16 protein-coding genes are annotated in these 16,789 nt (G+C 72.7%); 12 read left to right on the forward strand and 4 right to left on the reverse strand.

Features of this window, described 5'->3' with window-relative positions:
* The first annotated feature begins 9 nt into the window (after positions 1-9).
* The 4 genes from rimI (at position 10) to ACZ7C5_RS11225 (ending at position 2,844) form a co-directional block, all read left to right on the forward strand.
* Positions 10-498: a ribosomal protein S18-alanine N-acetyltransferase gene (rimI, locus tag ACZ7C5_RS11210; protein ID WP_188297727.1), complete on the forward strand. Its 489-nt coding sequence runs from the start codon at positions 10-12 to the stop codon at positions 496-498.
* Positions 491-1,594 carry a tRNA (adenosine(37)-N6)-threonylcarbamoyltransferase complex transferase subunit TsaD gene (gene tsaD / locus ACZ7C5_RS11215; RefSeq protein WP_188297724.1) on the forward strand — a complete coding sequence of 368 codons (1,104 nt, stop codon included), beginning with the start codon at positions 491-493 and terminating at the stop codon, positions 1,592-1,594. The genes rimI and tsaD overlap by 8 nt, the downstream gene beginning before the upstream one ends.
* The gene (locus ACZ7C5_RS11220) at positions 1,594-1,854 is read left to right on the forward strand and encodes a hypothetical protein (protein ID WP_401079856.1); all 261 of its coding nucleotides are present in this window, start codon (positions 1,594-1,596) and stop codon (positions 1,852-1,854) included. The genes tsaD and ACZ7C5_RS11220 overlap by 1 nt, the downstream gene beginning before the upstream one ends.
* Before the next feature lie 78 nt (positions 1,855-1,932).
* Positions 1,933-2,844, forward strand: a complete 912-nt coding sequence (locus ACZ7C5_RS11225; RefSeq protein ID WP_401079854.1) for a polysaccharide deacetylase family protein — start codon at positions 1,933-1,935, stop codon at positions 2,842-2,844.
* Between the two features lies 1 nt (position 2,845).
* On the opposite strand, the gene ACZ7C5_RS11230 is transcribed toward ACZ7C5_RS11225, so the two are convergent.
* Together ACZ7C5_RS11230 and ACZ7C5_RS11235 are read right to left on the reverse strand one after the other, a co-directional pair.
* Positions 2,846-4,012 (reverse strand): THUMP-like domain-containing protein, encoded by a 1,167-nt coding sequence (locus tag ACZ7C5_RS11230; RefSeq protein WP_470322439.1) that lies wholly within the window; start codon positions 4,010-4,012, stop codon positions 2,846-2,848.
* Positions 4,013-4,040: 28 nt separating this feature from the next.
* Entirely contained in the window at positions 4,041-4,376 is a 336-nt protein-coding gene (locus ACZ7C5_RS11235) for a hypothetical protein (protein ID WP_401079850.1), read from the reverse strand.
* A gap of 249 nt (positions 4,377-4,625) precedes the next feature.
* Here ACZ7C5_RS11235 and groES point away from each other — a divergent pair, with 249 nt between their 5' ends.
* The 3 genes from groES (at position 4,626) to ACZ7C5_RS11250 (ending at position 7,852) form a co-directional block, all read left to right on the forward strand.
* Complete coding sequence (gene groES / locus ACZ7C5_RS11240; protein ID WP_014136232.1) at positions 4,626-4,931, forward strand: co-chaperone GroES; 306 nt, start codon at positions 4,626-4,628, stop codon at positions 4,929-4,931.
* A 135-nt stretch (positions 4,932-5,066) separates the two neighbouring features.
* Positions 5,067-6,692 carry a chaperonin GroEL gene (gene groL / locus ACZ7C5_RS11245; protein WP_188296849.1) on the forward strand — a complete coding sequence of 542 codons (1,626 nt, stop codon included), beginning with the start codon at positions 5,067-5,069 and terminating at the stop codon, positions 6,690-6,692.
* 161 nt (positions 6,693-6,853) lie between these two features.
* Entirely contained in the window at positions 6,854-7,852 is a 999-nt protein-coding gene (locus ACZ7C5_RS11250; protein ID WP_401079847.1) for a LysR family transcriptional regulator, read from the forward strand.
* Positions 7,853-7,951: 99 nt separating this feature from the next.
* Here ACZ7C5_RS11250 and ACZ7C5_RS11255 read toward each other — a convergent pair whose 3' ends face one another.
* On the reverse strand, positions 7,952-8,278 hold the full coding sequence (locus ACZ7C5_RS11255; protein ID WP_188296851.1) for a WhiB family transcriptional regulator: 327 nt from the start codon (positions 8,276-8,278) through the stop codon (positions 7,952-7,954).
* 562 nt (positions 8,279-8,840) lie between these two features.
* Between ACZ7C5_RS11255 and ACZ7C5_RS11260 the strand changes: the two genes are divergently transcribed.
* From ACZ7C5_RS11260 to ACZ7C5_RS11275, 4 genes are all read left to right on the forward strand, one after another.
* Complete coding sequence (locus ACZ7C5_RS11260) at positions 8,841-9,452, forward strand: response regulator transcription factor (protein WP_014136228.1); 612 nt, start codon at positions 8,841-8,843, stop codon at positions 9,450-9,452.
* A gap of 338 nt (positions 9,453-9,790) precedes the next feature.
* Positions 9,791-10,507: an RNA polymerase sigma factor ShbA gene (gene shbA / locus ACZ7C5_RS11265; protein WP_188296852.1), complete on the forward strand. Its 717-nt coding sequence runs from the start codon at positions 9,791-9,793 to the stop codon at positions 10,505-10,507.
* 263 nt (positions 10,508-10,770) lie between these two features.
* Positions 10,771-12,273 carry an IMP dehydrogenase gene (gene guaB, locus ACZ7C5_RS11270; RefSeq protein WP_188296853.1) on the forward strand — a complete coding sequence of 501 codons (1,503 nt, stop codon included), beginning with the start codon at positions 10,771-10,773 and terminating at the stop codon, positions 12,271-12,273.
* A 184-nt stretch (positions 12,274-12,457) separates the two neighbouring features.
* Positions 12,458-13,585, forward strand: a complete 1,128-nt coding sequence (locus ACZ7C5_RS11275) for a GuaB3 family IMP dehydrogenase-related protein (protein ID WP_401081293.1) — start codon at positions 12,458-12,460, stop codon at positions 13,583-13,585.
* 456 nt (positions 13,586-14,041) lie between these two features.
* On the opposite strand, the gene ACZ7C5_RS11280 is transcribed toward ACZ7C5_RS11275, so the two are convergent.
* Positions 14,042-14,605: a hypothetical protein gene (locus ACZ7C5_RS11280; protein ID WP_401091260.1), complete on the reverse strand. Its 564-nt coding sequence runs from the start codon at positions 14,603-14,605 to the stop codon at positions 14,042-14,044.
* Positions 14,606-14,858: 253 nt separating this feature from the next.
* Between ACZ7C5_RS11280 and ACZ7C5_RS11285 the strand changes: the two genes are divergently transcribed.
* The gene (locus ACZ7C5_RS11285) at positions 14,859-16,787 is read left to right on the forward strand and encodes a serine/threonine-protein kinase (RefSeq protein ID WP_401091262.1); all 1,929 of its coding nucleotides are present in this window, start codon (positions 14,859-14,861) and stop codon (positions 16,785-16,787) included.
* Positions 16,788-16,789 lie beyond the last annotated feature (2 nt).

Here is a 16,789-nt window from a genome sequence, read left to right on the forward strand (position 1 = left end):
CTGCGCCCGATGCGCTGGTGGGACATCGCCCCGGTGCTGGAGCTGGAGCTGCGGCTCTTCCCGGAGGACGCCTGGTCCGCCGGGATGTTCTGGTCCGAGCTGGCCGAGTCCCATCCCGGCGGCACCCGCCACTACACCGTCGCGGCCGCCCCGGACGGCGCGATCGTCGGCTACGCCGGGCTGATGGTGATCGCGGGCGAGGGCGACGTCCAGACCATCGCCGTCGACGACCGCCACCAGGGCGGCGGCCTCGGCACGGCGCTGCTCACCGACCTGATCCGGGAGGCCGCCCGGCGCGAGTGCGCCGAGCTGCTGCTGGAGGTGCGGGTGGACAACCCGCGCGCCCAGCGGCTGTACGAGCGCCACGGCTTCGAACCGGTGGGCATCCGGCGCGGCTACTACCAGCCCGCCAACGTCGACGCGCTGGTGATGCGCCTCGACCACCCGAGCACTGACAGCACTGACCCGAAGGACATTGAGGACACCCGCCATGGCTGACGAACCGCTCGTCCTCGGCATCGAGACCTCCTGCGACGAGACCGGCGTCGGCATCGTGCGCGGCACCACGCTGCTGGCCGACGCGGTCGCCTCCAGCGTCAACGACCACGCCCGCTTCGGCGGCGTCGTCCCCGAGATCGCCAGCCGCGCGCACCTGGAGGCGATGGTCCCGACCATCCAGCGCGCCCTGGACACCGCCGGGGTCAAGGCGAGCGACCTGGACGGCATCGCCGTCACCGCGGGCCCCGGCCTGGCCGGCGCGCTGCTGGTCGGCGTCAGCGCCGCCAAGGCGTACGCCTGGGCGCTGGACAAGCCGCTGTACGGGGTCAACCACCTCGCCTCGCACATCTGCGTCGACCAGCTGGAGCACGGCCGGCTGCCCTCGCCGACGATGGCCCTGCTGGTCTCCGGCGGGCACTCCTCGCTGCTGCTCAGCGAGGACATCACCAGCGACGTCCGCCCGCTCGGCGCGACCATCGACGACGCGGCCGGTGAGGCCTTCGACAAGGTCGCACGGGTGCTCGGCCTGGGCTTCCCCGGCGGTCCGATCGTCGACCGCACGGCCCGCGAGGGCGACCCGAAGGCGATCGCCTTCCCGCGCGGCCTGAGCGGCAGGAACGACCCGGCGTACGACTTCTCCTTCTCCGGCCTGAAGACCGCCGTCGCCCGCTGGGTGGAGGCCAAGCGCCGGGCCGGCGAGGAGGTGCCGATCGCCGACGTGGCGGCGTCCTTCCAGGAGGCGGTCACCGACGTGCTCACCCGCAAGGCCGTCAAGGCGTGCCGGGACAGCGGCGTCGACCACCTGATGATCGGCGGCGGCGTGGCGGCCAACTCGCGGCTGCGCGAGATGGCCCAGCAGCGCTGCGACCGGGCCGGCATCCGGCTGCGGGTGCCCCGGCCCGGCCTGTGCACCGACAACGGCGCGATGGTCGCGGCGCTGGGCGCAGAGATGGTGTGGCGCGACCGCGCGCCGTCCTCGCTCGACCTGTCGGCGGACTCCTCGCTGCCGGTGACCGACGTCCACGTCCCGGCCGCGCACCTGGAGCACGGCGACGTCCACGGCCAGGCCTACCAGGCCCTCGGCGGCGGCGCCTGATGACCGTCGCCGCGATGTGGGAGGCCCGGGCCGCGGCCGGCCGTGGGGCCGAACTCGCCGCCTGGGCAAGGGAGTCGGCGCTGCCCGCGCTGCGCGGAGCGGCCGGTCTCGAACGCCTCGAACTGCTCACGGCCGCGGGGGAGCGGGTGCTGCTGATCAGCTGGTGGAGCGGCGAGCCCCGGCCCGTCGCCGACCCGCCGGCCGAGCTGCTCGGCCGACCGGTGCACCGCTGGTCCTTCAGCAGCGAACACGTCGAGTAACCCCGGATCGGGAACCGCGGCGGCAGCCGTTACCGTGCATAGCCGAGAGAGCTGGACGGGAACCGGGAGCGCGCTGCGGTGATCAGGGACGGGCGGAGCAGGACCAGGACGTACGCGGTGGGGGCGCTGGCCCTGCTGGCCTTCGCCACCGCCTGCGGCGACGGCGGAGGCGGTGGCAGCGCCGCCCCGGCCACCACGGCTGCCACGACCGGGCCGGGCACGCCCCCGCCCACCGGGGCCGCGCCGGCCGGCGCCGCCCCGACCACCCCCGCCCCGGCCGGCGCCGGCGCGGCGGCCTGGGCCAAGTGGAACCTCACCCCGCTCGCCCCCGCTCCCGCGCCGCCCGCCGACAAGCCCGTCAAGCTCGAACGGACCGGCCCGGTACCGGTGTTCAGCGAGGTGAAGACGAACGACAAGGTCGTCTTCATCACCATCGACGACGGTGCCGAGAAGGACCCGAAGTTCGTCGAGATGCTGACCGACCTCAAGGTGCCGATCTCGATGTTCCTGACCCGGGACATCGTCAAGAACGACTACGGCTACTTCAAGCCGCTCCAGGCGCTGGGCAACCACGTCCAGAACCACACCGTGGACCACCCGGTGATGAGCAAGATCCCGGCGGAGAAGCAGAAGTCCGAGATCTGCGACGCGCAGTCCGCGCTCACCCAGCAGTACGGCACCGCCCCGCTGCTGTTCCGGCCGCCCTTCGGCGACGGCGCCAGCACCCCGACGCTCAACACCTCGGTCCAGCAGTGCGGCCCGCGCGCGATGGTGCTGTGGCGCGAGTCGATGCAGATCCACGACATGCAGTACCAGTCGGGGGACAAGAAGCTGAAGTCCGGCGACATCATCCTGGCGCACTTCCGCGGCCCCAAGGAGCTCAAGGGCGCCACGATGACCCAGATGTTCGGCGACCTGCTGGCCCGGATCCAGGAGCAGGGCTTCTCGGTGGCCCGGCTGGAGGACTACATCCAGGCGCCCGCGTCGTAGCTCAGACCGGCTGCCCCAGCATCATCAGCGGGCCGTGGTCGGTCCGGCTGAGGATCACCGTGACGGTGTTCGGCCCGGAGGGCTTGAGCTGGCGGCGCAGCTCCTCCGGGGTGATCGCCATCCCGCGCTTCTTGATCACCACCGTGCCGACCGCCCGCTCGCGCAGCAGCGCCTTCAGCTTCTTGATGCCGAACGGGAGCACGTCGGTCAGCTCGAAGGCGTGCGCGTACGGGGTGGCGACCAGCTCGTCCGAGGTCAGGTAGGCGATCTTCGGGTCGATCAGCCGGCCGCCGACCTGCCCGGCCACCTCGGCCACCAGGTGGGCCCGGATCACCGCGCCGTCCGGCTCGTACAGGTAGCGCCCGACCGGGCCGGCCGGCGGGTCGGGCAGGTCGCCCCCGGTCAGGCCGGCGCCCTGCGGCAGCAGGGTGGCGCGGTGCGGGTGCGCGGCCCGGGTGCCGAACCAGAGCACCGCCTCCTTGACGTCGCCGTGGTCGGAGACCCACTCGGCCTCGGCGTCCCGCGGCACGGCCTCGTGCGGGATGCCGGGGGCGACCTTCAGGGCGCCGACCGGGGTCCGCCGGGCGGCCTCGATCGCCCAGGAGAGCGGCGGGGCGTACGCTTCCGGGTCGAACACCCGGCCGCGCGAGGTGCGCCTGGCCGGGTCGGTGAACACCGCGTCGTAGCCGGTGACGTCCACCTCGGCGACGTCCGCGCAGCGCACCTCCACCAGCTCGGCCAGCCCCAGCGCGGCGGCGTTGGCCGCGGTGGCCGCGCAGGCCGCCGGGTCCTTGTCGACGGCCAGCACCTCGATGCCCGCCCGGGCCAGCGCCAGCACGTCCCCGCCGATGCCGCAGCACAGGTCCGCCAGCCGCCGTACGCCCAGCCCGGCGAACCGCTGCGCCCGCCACTCGGCCACGCTGCGCCTGGTGGACTGCTCGACCCCGTTGGGCGTGAAGTACATCAGGTCGGCGTCCGCCCCGAACTTCGCCCGGGCCCGCTGCCGCAGCCGCGCCTGCCCGAACGCCGCGGACACCAGCTCCGCCGGGTGCTCCCGGCGCAACCGGGTCGCCAGCGCCAGCTCCTCCTCGGGGGTGAACTCGCGCAGCTCGGCGAGCAGGGCCTGGCCCTCGGGCGTCAGCAGGGGCTGGAGGTTCTCGGTGTCCACGGGGCCATTCTCGCGGGCAGCGGCCGGTTCACCGCCACAGGACGCCCGAGGAGAGGACCACGGGCAGCGCGAACGGGGAGAGCGCGGCCGCGAACGGCAGGAGCCGGTAGCCGGACCGCCGGCTGCGGAAGGCGACCACCAGGCCCGCCGCCAGGGCGACGACCGGGGCGGCCAGCATCCCGATGCCGAGGAAGGCCCACCCGAGTCCGTCCCCGTCGTCCCCGTGGCCGGGGCCGTTGCCGAGGGAGGCGACGACGAAGAAGGCGACGAACGGCAGTGCGGCTCCCAGGAGGGGCAGCGACAGTACGGCGAGGGCCGCGTCCTTGAGCCGGGACGGGCCGATGCGGGCCGGGATCGGAGTCATGGCAGGGAGTCTGTCCGGGCCGGGACCGGCCGCACATGAGTACGACTACTCATCCCGGAACCAGGGATCTCAGGGCGCGCCGTTGGCACTCTGGTTGACTGAGTGCTAACCCGGCCCTATGGTCGTCCTTGGCACTCCCCACCGGGAGAGTGCTAATGCGACGACGTGTGTCTGACCCCCGCGACGGCAGGCCCGCAGGATCGCCCTACCCGTTAGAAAACCCCGTAATCTCCGAAGGGGAGCTCGGACGTGACCACCAGCAGCAAGGTTGCCATCAAGCCGCTCGAGGACCGCATCGTGGTCCAGCCGCTCGACGCCGAGACCACCACGGCCTCCGGCCTGGTTATCCCGGACACCGCCAAGGAGAAGCCCCAGGAGGGCGTCGTCCTGGCCGTCGGACCGGGCCGCTTCGAGGACGGCCAGCGTCTGCCGCTCGACGTCGCCGTCGGTGACATCGTCCTGTACTCGAAGTACGGCGGCACCGAGGTGAAGTACCAGGGCGAGGAGTACCTCGTCCTCTCGGCTCGCGACGTTCTCGCCATCATCGAGAAGTAAACGCAGCATCGAGAAGTAAGTCGTTCCGACCCGCCCCGGATCCGTGTCCCAAGTGACAGGGGCCCGGGGCGTGGTTGTTGGTTCACGTAGTTCGGCGGCCGGTGGGCCGGCCGCAGCCCCGAGGGAATAGGGAACATGGCGAAGATCCTGCAGTTCGACGAGGACGCCCGCCGCTCGCTGGAGCGCGGTGTCAACAAGCTGGCCGACACCGTCAAGGTGACCATCGGCCCCAAGGGCCGCAACGTCGTCATCGACAAGAAGTTCGGCGCCCCGACCATCACCAACGACGGTGTCACCATCGCCCGCGAGGTCGAGCTGGACGACCCGTACGAGAACCTTGGCGCGCAGCTCGTCAAGGAGGTCGCCACCAAGACCAACGACGTCGCGGGTGACGGCACCACCACCGCCACCGTGCTGGCCCAGGCCCTGGTCAACGAGGGTCTGCGCAACGTCGCCGCCGGTGCCGGCCCGGCCGCCCTGAAGAAGGGCATCGACAAGGCCGTCGCCGCCGTCTCCGAGCACCTGCTGTCCGTCGCCCGCGAGATCGAGGGCAAGGACGACGTCGCCGCCGTCGCCTCCCTCTCCGCGCAGGACACCCAGGTCGGCGAGCTGATCGCCGAGGCGATCGACAAGGTCGGCAAGGACGGTGTCATCACCGTCGAGGAGTCGAACACCTTCGGCGTGGAGCTGGACTTCACCGAGGGCATGCAGTTCGACAAGGGCTACCTGTCGCCGTACTTCGTCACCGACGCGGAGCGGCAGGAGGCGGTCCTGGAGGACCCGTACATCCTGATCAACCAGGGCAAGATCTCCTCCATCCAGGAGCTGCTGCCGCTGCTGGAGAAGATCCTCCAGGGCGGTGCCTCCAAGCCGCTGCTGATCATCGCCGAGGACGTCGACGGCGAGGCGCTGTCGACCCTGGTCGTGAACAAGATCCGTGGCACCTTCAACGCCGTCGCCGTCAAGGCCCCGGGCTTCGGCGACCGCCGCAAGGCGATCCTCGGCGACCTGGCCACCCTGACCGGCGGCACGGTCATCTCCGAGGAGGTCGGCCTCAAGCTCGACCAGGTCGGCCTGGACGTGCTGGGCACCGCCCGCCGCGTGACCATCACCAAGGACGAGACCACCGTCGTCGACGGTGCCGGTGACGCCGAGGCCGTGGCCGGCCGCGTCGCCCAGATCAAGGGTGAGATCGCCGCCACCGACTCCGACTGGGACCGCGAGAAGCTGCAGGAGCGCCTGGCCAAGCTGGCCGGCGGCGTCTGCGTCATCAAGGTCGGCGCCGCCACCGAGGTGGAGCTGAAGGAGCGCAAGCACCGCCTGGAGGACGCCATCTCGGCGACCCGCGCCGCGGTCGAGGAGGGCATCGTCGCCGGTGGCGGCGCCTCCCTGGTCCACGCCGCCAAGGTGCTGGAGGACGGCCTGGGCCTGTCGGGTGACGAGGCCACCGGTGTCGCCGTGGTCCGCAAGGCGCTGCACGAGCCGCTGCGCTGGATCGCCCAGAACGCCGGTCTGGAGGGCTACGTCATCACCTCCAAGGTCTCCGAGCTGGAGATCGGCCAGGGCTACAACGCCGCCACCGGCGAGTACGGCGACCTGGTGAAGGCCGGCGTCATCGACCCGGTCAAGGTCACCCGTTCCGCCCTGGAGAACGCCGCCTCGATCGCCTCCCTGCTCCTCACCACCGAGACCCTCGTGGTGGAGAAGAAGGAAGAGGAGGCCGACAGCGGCCACGGCCACTCGCACGGCCACTCGCACTGAGGCCCCACCGCCTGACCGGAGGCCCGGTCCGCTCCCCTCGGGAGGCGGGCCGGGCCTCCGGCCGTTGCCGGCCCGGCCCGGTCCTCCGGCCCGGGCGGTGTGCCGGCGGTCAGCTATCAGTAGAATTTTGCAGAATGCAAAGATTGCCTTATAACTGAGGCATGATCGAGGCCCGCCATCTGCGCGTCCTGCGTGCCGTCGCCCGCACCGGCTCCTTCTCCGCCGCCGCCCGTGAGCTGGGGTGTACCCAGCCCGCCATCAGCCAGCAGATGAAGGCCCTGGAGAAGTCGGTGGACACCCCGCTGGTGGTCCGTTCGGGCCGCGGGATGCAGCTCAGCGAGGCGGGCCGGGTCCTGCTCAAGCATGCCACCGGGATCCTGGCCGGGCTCTCCGCCGCCGAGGAGGAGGTGGCCGCGATCGCCGGGCTGCGGGCCGGACGGGTGCGGCTGGTCTCCTTCCCGACCGCCAGCTCCACCCTGGTGCCGCCCGCGGTCGCCCGGCTGCGGGACGGCCATCCGGGGGTGTGCGTGTCGCTGGTCGAGGCGGAGCCGCCGGAGTCGCTGGCGATGCTGCGCGGCGGCGAGTGCGAGATCGCGCTGGCCTTCCGCTACCCCAGGGCCGACGGCGGCGCCGCGCTCCCCGCGCCCGGCCACGGCACGCCGCGCGAGGCCAGGGCCGAGGCCAACCTGGAGGCGCAGCAGCTGACCGCCGGGACCGACTGGTCCGACCTGGTGGTCACCCCGCTGCTGGACGACCCGCTGGTGGGCCTGCTGCCCGCCGGCCACCCGCTGGCGGGGCGGGGCGGGGCGGTGGAGCTGGCCGAGCTGGCGCAGGAGCAGTGGATCGCCGGCTGCCCGCAGTGCCGGGGGCATCTGGTGGAGCTGTGCGCCGGGGCGGGCTTCGAGCCCCGGATCGACTTCGCGACGGACGACTACCCGGCGGTGGTCGGCCTGGTGGCGGCGGGGCTGGGGGTGGCGGTGCTGCCCGGGCTGGCGCTCCGCTCGGTGCGCCCTGACGGCGTGTCGACGGTGCCGGTGCGGACGGCCTCCGGAGCGTCCGCGGTGCGCCAGGTGGTCGCGCTGACCCTGCCGGACCTGGCCGAGGTGCCGGCCGTGGCGCTGATGCTGGAGCGGCTGGCGGGGGCGGCCGCCGACCGCTGACGGTGGGTGACCGGGGCGCGGTGGTCCGGAACTCGCCGTGAGCGAGCAGGCTGAAGCGCCGCGAAAAAACGTTTCCTCACGGCGCATCGGAAGACAGGGCTAGTGCTGGGCCACCGCGGGCGGGGCCAGCGGGACCTCGACCAGGCGGTGCCGCGAGCGCCCCAGCATCTCCTCGCGCTCGTCCTCGGTCATCCCGCCCCAGACGCCGTACGGCTCCCGGACCGCCAGCGCGTGCGCCGCGCACTCGGCGATCACCGGGCAGCGCATGCAGACCTCCTTGGCGCTGGCCTCGCGCGAACTGCGCGCGGCCCCGCGCTCGCCCTCGGGGTGGAAGAAGAGCGAGCTGTCCACGCCACGGCAGGCTGCGGAGAGCTGCCAGTCCCAGAGGTCCGCGTTGGGACCGGGGAGGCGGGAGAAATCTGCCATGGCTCATTCCCTTCAGAGGCTGTCGGCCGTCCGCCGGGCGTTCGGCGGGGCTGCTGCCGAGCGGTGCGGCGGGGCTTCGATGCACTGGTGTGGACACCTGGAAATATGACTTAAGGCAACTCCATGGACAAGTCACCCACACACTGGCACAACAGTCAATGACCATACGAAAGCTATAAAAACGGGCATAGTGGGCAAGGGCTCCGCCCGGCGCGGGCGTGGCAATCGGGTGGCCGCCGGGCGCGCGACGCGGCGAATCGGTGTGCGGGTCGTGCGCCCACCGCGCGCGAGCTGCGGAAAAGTGCGGCGTGTGCACCGCGATGCGGCTGATCGGTAATGGGTTGGCCACGTACAGTGGTGGAGATGGCCCCGAAGGCCGTAACTCATTCGAGTGACGGTCGTTGGAAGTGCGGAGGCGGTTAGCGGGCGCCGGACGTCGGGAAAGATCGCGGGCAGGTTGGGGCGATCAGCACGGAGTCTGTCGCCGATCGGCCGTGTCGGAGAGGTTCGTACCAGCCAGGAGGCTCAACGTGACGCGGATCAGCTGCGGAGGACGACGGTCATGACTTCCGTTCTCGTTTGCGACGATTCCCCGCTTGCCCGCGAGGCGCTTCGCCGCGCGGTCGCGACCGTACCCGGTGTGGACCGGGTCACCACCGCGACGAACGGGGAGGAGGTCCTCCGCCGTTGGGTGGCAGACCGCTCCGATCTCGTTCTGATGGACGTCCGGATGCCCGGCCTCGGCGGGGTCGAGACGGTCCGGCGACTGCTGTCCGCCGACCCGGGCGCGCGGATCATCATGCTCACCGTCGCCGAGGACCTCGACGGTGTCGCGCTCGCGGTGGCCGCGGGTGCCCGCGGATACCTGCACAAGGACGCCTCGCGCGCCGAGCTGCGGGCCACCGTCACCCAGGCCCTCGCCGACCCGACCTGGCGGCTCGCCCCGCGCCGGCTGCGCAGCCCCGACATGGGTGCGGCGCCGACGCTGACGGCGCGTGAGATCCAGGTGCTGGAGGGCATGAGCCACGGTCGCAGCAACGCCGAGATCGGTCGCGAGCTGTTCCTCTCCGAGGACACCGTCAAGACCCACGCCCGGCGGCTGTTCAAGAAGCTCGGTGCCTCCGACCGGGCGCACGCGGTGGCGCTGGGTTTCCGCTGGGGCCTGGTCCGCTGACCACCGGCGGCGCCGCCGGGTGCGGCGTGCCGTCGGCGGTTCCCGGAGCGGCTGCCGCACGGGCGTGTGACGTTACGGTCCCGAGGTTGCACCATGGAGGAGTGGAGCACCTCGGGGACCAGCGGACAGGCACTGCGGCGGACCACGCAGCCGCAGGACACTCGGCGGACGGCGCGACGGACGGGACCACCACCGACGGCGACGGGGCGGGAGGCGGCACGGTGCAGGAGGGGCCGGTGGTGCGCGGCACGTCGCACGGTGCCGCAGCGCATAACGTTCCGGTGCACAACTCCGGACGCGGTGCCGCGTTTTCCCGCTCGACCAGGCACCATGGACCGATGCGCGACGACGTCGCCGGTGCGCCCGGCCAGGCGGACCCGGTGGAGGCCGAGCCCTCCGGCCCGGGCCACGATCCGTCGTACGCGGAACCCGGCGACTCCGCCGGCCAGGCGGGGCCAGGCCGCCCGCCGGTGCTCGGCACGGGCGGCTCGCCGCTGGTGGGCGAGCTGGTCGCGGCCGCGGTGCGCGGCGAGGGCCCGGCGATCGACGCGCTGCTCGCCTACGTCCACCCGCTGGCACAGCGGTACTGCCGCGCCAGGCTGGTCCGGCTGCCCGGCGGTGCCAGGCACCACGTGGACGACGTCGCCCAGGAGGTCTGCGTCGCGGTGCTCTGCGCGCTGCCCAGGTACAAGGACCAGGGGCGTCCGTTCGAGGCCTTCGTGTACGGGATCGCCGCGCACAAGATCGCCGACCTCCAGCGGGCCGCGATGCGCGGGCCCGGCTCGACGGTCGTGCCCCAGGACGACCTGCCCGAGGTGCCGGACGAGGCGCTCGGCCCCGAGGAGCAGGCGCTGCTGAGCAGCGACGCGGCCTGGGCGAAGGAGCTGCTCTCCAACCTGCCGGCCCGTCAGCGCGAGCTGGTACTGCTGCGGGTGGCCGCGGGGCTGTCGGCGGAGGAGACCGGCGAGGTGCTCGGGATGTCACCGGGTGCCGTCCGGGTGGCCCAGCACCGGGCGCTCAGCCGGCTGCGGGCGCTCGCGGAGGAGTCCTCCTGATCCGTGCCGTTTCCGCCGATTGTGGAGGAATGATCCACGGGGTGGGGTTGTTGTCAAGGGCACACGAGGACACATTCGCGGTGCCAGTACCATGGGGTATCGGCGCCTGGGCGGGTCACCAAAGTTTGACGGGTGCGCGCGGGGTCCCCTTGGAGGATCCTCCCATTGCACCCGGCTTCGGCGGTCTGCGCGAGTGAGCGATGAATGCGCCCCCACCCTCAGGGCGTGAGCGGATTAGGCCGGCCACGGAAGGTACCCCCCAAATGTCTTACAACGCCGCAGGCGTACCCGAGAAGTTCGCCATGCTCGGGCTCACGTACGACGACGTCCTGCTGCTGCCCGGGGCCTCCGAGGTGCTGCCGAACCAGGTGGACACCTCCTCGCGGGTCTCCCGGAACGTGCGCGTCAACATCCCGCTGCTCTCCGCGGCGATGGACAAGGTCACCGAGTCGCGAATGGCCATCGCGATGGCGCGCCAGGGCGGCGTCGGCGTGCTGCACCGCAACCTGTCGGTCGAGGACCAGGCCAACCAGGTCGACCTGGTGAAGCGCTCCGAGTCCGGCATGGTCACCGACCCGATCACGGTCGGCCCGGAGACCACCCTGGCCGAGGCCGACGCGCTGTGCGCCAAGTTCCGCATCTCCGGCGTGCCGATCGCCGACGAGGCGGGCAAGCTGCTCGGCATCGTCACCAACCGCGACATGGCCTTCGAGTCGGACCGCAGCCGCCAGGTCCGCGAGATCATGACCCCGATGCCGCTGATCACCGGCAGGGTCGGCATCTCCGGCGTGGACGCGATGGCCCTGCTGCGCCGCCACAAGATCGAGAAGCTGCCGCTGGTCGACGACGAGGGCCGGATCAAGGGCCTGATCACCGTCAAGGACTTCGTCAAGGCCGAGCAGTACCCGAACGCCGCCAAGGACTCCGAGGGCCGGCTGCTGGTCGGCGCCGCCGTCGGTGCCAGCGCCGAGGCGTTCGACCGGGCCCAGGCCCTGGTCGAGGCCGGTGCGGACTTCCTGGTGGTGGACACCTCGCACGGCCACAGCCACAACGCGCTGGCCTGGATCGCGAAGATCAGGTCGGCCGTCAAGGTCGACGTGGTCGGCGGCAACGTCGCCACCCGCGACGGCGCCCAGGCGCTGATCGACGCCGGCGTGGACGGCGTCAAGGTCGGCGTCGGCCCCGGCTCCATCTGCACCACCCGCGTGGTCGCCGGCATCGGCGTGCCGCAGATCACCGCCATCTACGAGGCCGCGGTGGCCTGCCAGGCGGCCGGCGTGCCGGTCATCGGCGACGGTGGCCTCCAGTACTCGGGCGACATCGGCAAGGCGCTGGCCGCCGGTGCCGACACCGTGATGCTCGGCTCGCTGCTGGCCGGCTGCGAGGAGTCGCCGGGTGAGCTGATGTTCATCAACGGCAAGCAGTTCAAGTCCTACCGCGGCATGGGCTCGCTGGGCGCCATGCAGTCCCGCGGCCAGGGCCGCTCGTACTCCAAGGACCGCTACTTCCAGGCCGAGGTGGCCTCGGACGACAAGCTCGTCCCCGAGGGCATCGAGGGCCAGGTGCCCTACCGCGGCCCGCTGTCGGCCGTGCTGCACCAGCTGGTCGGCGGCCTGCGCCAGACCATGGGCTACGTCGGCGCCGCCACCGTCGCCGAGATGGAGAGCAAGGGCCGCTTCGTCCGGATCACCTCGGCGGGGCTCAAGGAGAGCCACCCGCATGACATCCAGATGACCGTCGAGGCGCCGAACTACTCGACCCGCTGATCCGCTGAACGCCGGAGGGCCCGCCGACGCGGGCCCTCCTCGCGTGTCCGGACCCTCCGCGGGTACGGGCCCGGCCGTCGGGGCCGGGTACGGGCCGTCGGGGCGGGACCAGCGGCAGTACGGGATACTGGGGTGCGGCCGGGGTGACCCGGCGGGCATGAGCAACACAGCAGAAGGGCTCGAAGTGACCGAGATCGAGATCGGGCGTGGCAAGCGCGGCCGCCGGGCGTACGCCTTCGACGACATCGCCGTCGTCCCCAGCCGTCGTACCCGGGACCCGAAGGAGGTCTCGATCGCCTGGCAGATCGACGCCTACCGCTTCGAGCTGCCGTTCCTGGCGGCCCCCATGGACAGCGTGGTCTCGCCGGAGCAGGCCATCAAGATCGGCCGCCTCGGCGGTCTGGGCGTGCTGAACCTCGAAGGCCTGTGGACCCGCTACGAGGACCCGCAGCCGCTGCTGGACGAGATCGCCGCGATCACCGACCCGTCCACCGCGACCCGCCGGCTCCAGGAGATCTACGCCGCGCCGATCCGCGCCGAGCTGATCAAGCAGCGGATCCAGGAGGTCCGCGACTCCGGTGTGGTCACCGCCGCCGCGCTCTCGCCGCAGCGCACCGCCGAGTTCTCCAAGGCCGTGGTGGACGCCGGGGTCGACGTCTTCGTCATCCGTGGCACCACCGTCTCGGCCGAGCACGTCTCCAGTGCCGCCGAGCCGCTCAACCTCAAGCAGTTCATCTACGAGCTGGACGTTCCGGTGATCGTCGGCGGCTGTGCCACGTACACCGCGGCGCTGCACCTGATGCGGACCGGCGCCGCCGGGGTGCTGGTCGGGTTCGGTGGGGGCGCGGCCCACACCACCCGCAACGTGCTGGGCATCCAGGTGCCGATGGCCACGGCCGTGGCCGACGTGGCGGCCGCCCGTCGCGACTACATGGACGAGTCCGGTGGGCGCTACGTGCACGTGATCGCGGACGGTGGCGTCGGCTACAGCGGCGACATCCCGAAGGCGGTCGCCTGTGGGGCGGACGCGGTGATGATCGGCGCCGCGCTGGCCCGGGCGACGGATGCGCCGGGCAAGGGGTTCCACTGGGGGATGGAGGCCGTCCACGAGGAGCTGCCGCGGGGCAAGCGGGTGGACCTCGGGACGGTCGGCACCACCGAGGAGATCCTGACCGGGCCCTCGTACACGCCGGACGGGACGATGAACCTGTTCGGGGCGCTTCGGCGGGCGATGGCCACCACGGGGTACACGGAGCTCAAGGAGTTCCAGCGGGTCGAGGTGACGGTGAATCCGGCGCTTGATCACCGCTGAGGTGAGTGTTGACGAGGGCCCCTGCCGGGAACGGTGGGGGCCCTCGGGGTTTCTGTGGTTGTCGGGGGGCTTTCGGGAGGGTGGGGTGGCGGGGTCGGCTCCGGGGGTGGCCGCTCCGGGGGCTGGGTGATTTTCGGACTGCCCTGCTCGTGGGTGCGACGCCGGACAGCGGTGGCAGTCTGAAAATCACCCGTCACGCCCCTCTCCGGGCCACCCCCTGCGCCGCCCCCGCCCGCGGCGCGTCCCTCTCGCCGGGAGGGGGAAGGGCGGGTGGGTGGGTGGGGACAGGTGGGCGGGTGGGTGGGACAGGTAGGTGGGTGGGACAGGTAGGTGGGTGGGACAGGGAGGTGGGTGGGACAGGGAGGTGGGTGGGACAGGGAGGTGGGCTGGGGCAAAGGGGAAGGGTGGTGGGGGCAGGGGCTGGGGCAGGGGGAGGGGCGCTGGGGGGCTGTGGGGTCAACTTCGGTTGGCGGTGCGGCGGGTGAGGAGGAAGCCGCCGATGAGGGCGATGGTGTAGAAGGCGGCGTCGAGGGGGCGGAGGTCGGTGCGCCAGGTGGTGAGGGTGTCATGGAGGAGACCGCGGGGGCCGGGGCCGTCGGCGTGGACCAGGCGGAGGTGTTCGGTCAGCTGGCCGAGGAGGAGGGCGCCGGCTGCGAGGAGGGCGCCGAGTGGGGGGAGTAAGCGGCTCTGGCCGCCGAGGAGGCCCAGGGGGAGGGCGACCAGGCCGGCGGGGGCGATGGCCAGCCAGCCGAGGCTGTCGGCGGCGCGCAGGGGGGCGCTTCCGTAGGCCAGGCCGCCGAGCAGCATGGCGAGGAGGGCGAGGGCCACGGCCAGGGCGGTGCGGCGGCGGGGGGTGGTCCGGGGGGTGGGTTCGGCGGGTTCGAAGCCGGGGACCGGGGCGCCTGGCATGCCGGGGGCGACGTAGCCTTCGGGGAAGACCGGGGGTGGTGCGACCGAGTAGTGCCGGGCGGTGTGCGGCCTGGTCGATGGGCCGTCAGCGCCCGGGGCGGGTGCGGTCATGGGCGTCGAATCCCCCCGGAAAGACGATGAGCTGCCGAACGGTAGCAGTGGCCCGGACAGATCTTGGCGAGTTTTCGATCACAGAACGGGCACGGAGCGCCGCACCCGTTCCGGTTCGTCCCAGGTTGGGGCGGGGGCCGGGTGGTCGCGGACCCTCGGGACAGGGGATGATGGAGGCTTGGGCGTTCGGGACCCAGGTCGGGCCGATGCGCCGTCACCACGACCGCCGGCAGCACATGGGGGAACGTTCCGTATGACCCAGGCGAAGGGTTCCACCGGCCGCCTCCTGGCCGGCCGCTACCGCCTGAACGGCGTGCTCGGGCGTGGCGGCATGGGCACCGTGTGGCGCGCCGAGGACGAGATGCTGGGCCGGACCGTCGCGGTCAAGGAACTGCGGATGAACGCCAGCGTCGACGAGGAGGAGAAGCACCGGCTGATCACCCGGACGCTGCGCGAGGCGAAGGCGACGGCGCGGATCCGGCACAGCTCGGCGGTGACGGTCTTCGACGTGGTCGACGAGGACGACCGGCCGTGGATCGTCATGGAGCTGGTCGAGTCCCGCTCGCTGGCCGACGTGGTGCGGGAGGACGGGCCGCTGGCGCCCGCCCGGGCGGCGGAGATCGCGCTGGACGTGCTGGGCGTGCTCAGCGCGGCGCACGCGCTGGGCATCCTGCACCGGGACGTCAAGCCGTCCAACGTGCTGATCGGCGAGGACGGGCGGGTGGTGCTGACCGACTTCGGCATCGCCAGTGTGGAGGGCGACGCCTCCGTCACCTCCACCGGGATGCTGGTCGGCGCGCCCTCGTACATCTCGCCGGAGCGGGCGCGCGGGCAGAAGCCGGGGCCGCCGGCCGACCTGTGGTCGCTGGGCGGCACGCTGTACGCGATGGTCGAGGGCCGGCCGCCGTACGACCGGGGCTCGGCGCTGGCCACGCTGACCGCGGTGATGACCGAGGACCTGGCCACACCGGCGAACGCGGGGTCGCTGGGGCCGGTGATCGAGGGGCTGCTGGCGAAGGACCCGGCCGAGCGGCTGGACGCCTCGCAGACCCGGTCGATGCTCAAGCGGGTGGTCGCGGAGGCGACCGCGCGGGCCGAGTCGACCACCGAGCACGCGGTGCCGGTGGAGACGTCGGCGGAGAAGTCGGAGGGGTCGGGGAAGTCGGCGGAGGCGGGGAAGCCGGCGGAGGCTTCGGAGCCGGTGGGGGAGAAGCCCGGGGACGGCCGCAAGCGGACCGTGGGCGGGTTGCTGGGGACGGTCCGGGTGGGGAGCCGGGCCAAGGACGCGGAGCCGGTGGCGGAGCCCGCCGAGGCCGAGCCCGCCGCGGCGGGGCCGGAGCCGATCCGGCCGGTGACCAGTGAGTGGACGATGGGCGCGACCCAGGCGGCCGGGGCCGACCCGCGCACCGGACGGCGGCGGCTGGCGATCGCGACCGTGATCGTGGTGCTGCTGCTGATCGCGGGAGTGGTCGCGTTGCTCCAGGCGGTCGGTGACGGGGACGGGGGCTCGAACGGCGCGGCCTCGCAGAGTGCGGGGGCCACCGCTCCGGTGGCGGCCGACACGGATCCGGTGCCGAGCGGGAGTGCGGCGGCTCCGTCCAGCGGGCCCGCCCCCGCGCCGGCGCCCGAGCCCGTCCGGACGACCGATCCGGCCGCGGCGCCGGACGCGCCCGCGCAGTCCGCCTCCGCGCCGGCGGCCCCCGTGGAGCCCCCGGCGCAGCCCACGCCGGGCGGGTCGGTGCCGGCCGGGTACCACGAGTACAAGGACCCGAGCGGCTTCTCGGTGGTGCTTCCGGACGGTCTTCAGCCGACCGGGTCGGACGCCAACCGGCGGATCTTCAAGAACGCGGCGGACGGCAGTCAGCTGCGGATCGAGTGGACCGCCTCGCCGGGTGCGAGCGCGGTCGCGGACTGGCAGGAGTCCGAGCCGAACGTCCGCGGGCAGGTCACCAACTACCAGCGGCTGAACCTGTCGGCGATCAGCTACCGGCAGTGGAGCAACGCCGCGGACTGGGAGTGGACCAACGGCACGCCCAAGACGCACTCGCTCAACCGCGGCTTCGTGACCGGGACGCCGGCCAAGTACGGGTACTCGATCTACTGGATAGTCCCGGACTCCGAGTGGGCCGCGCAGGCCCCGGTCCGGGACGTCGTCTTCGACAGTTTCCAGCCCGCGCCCTGAGG

Source organism: Kitasatospora sp. NPDC036993 (assembly GCF_055607525.1).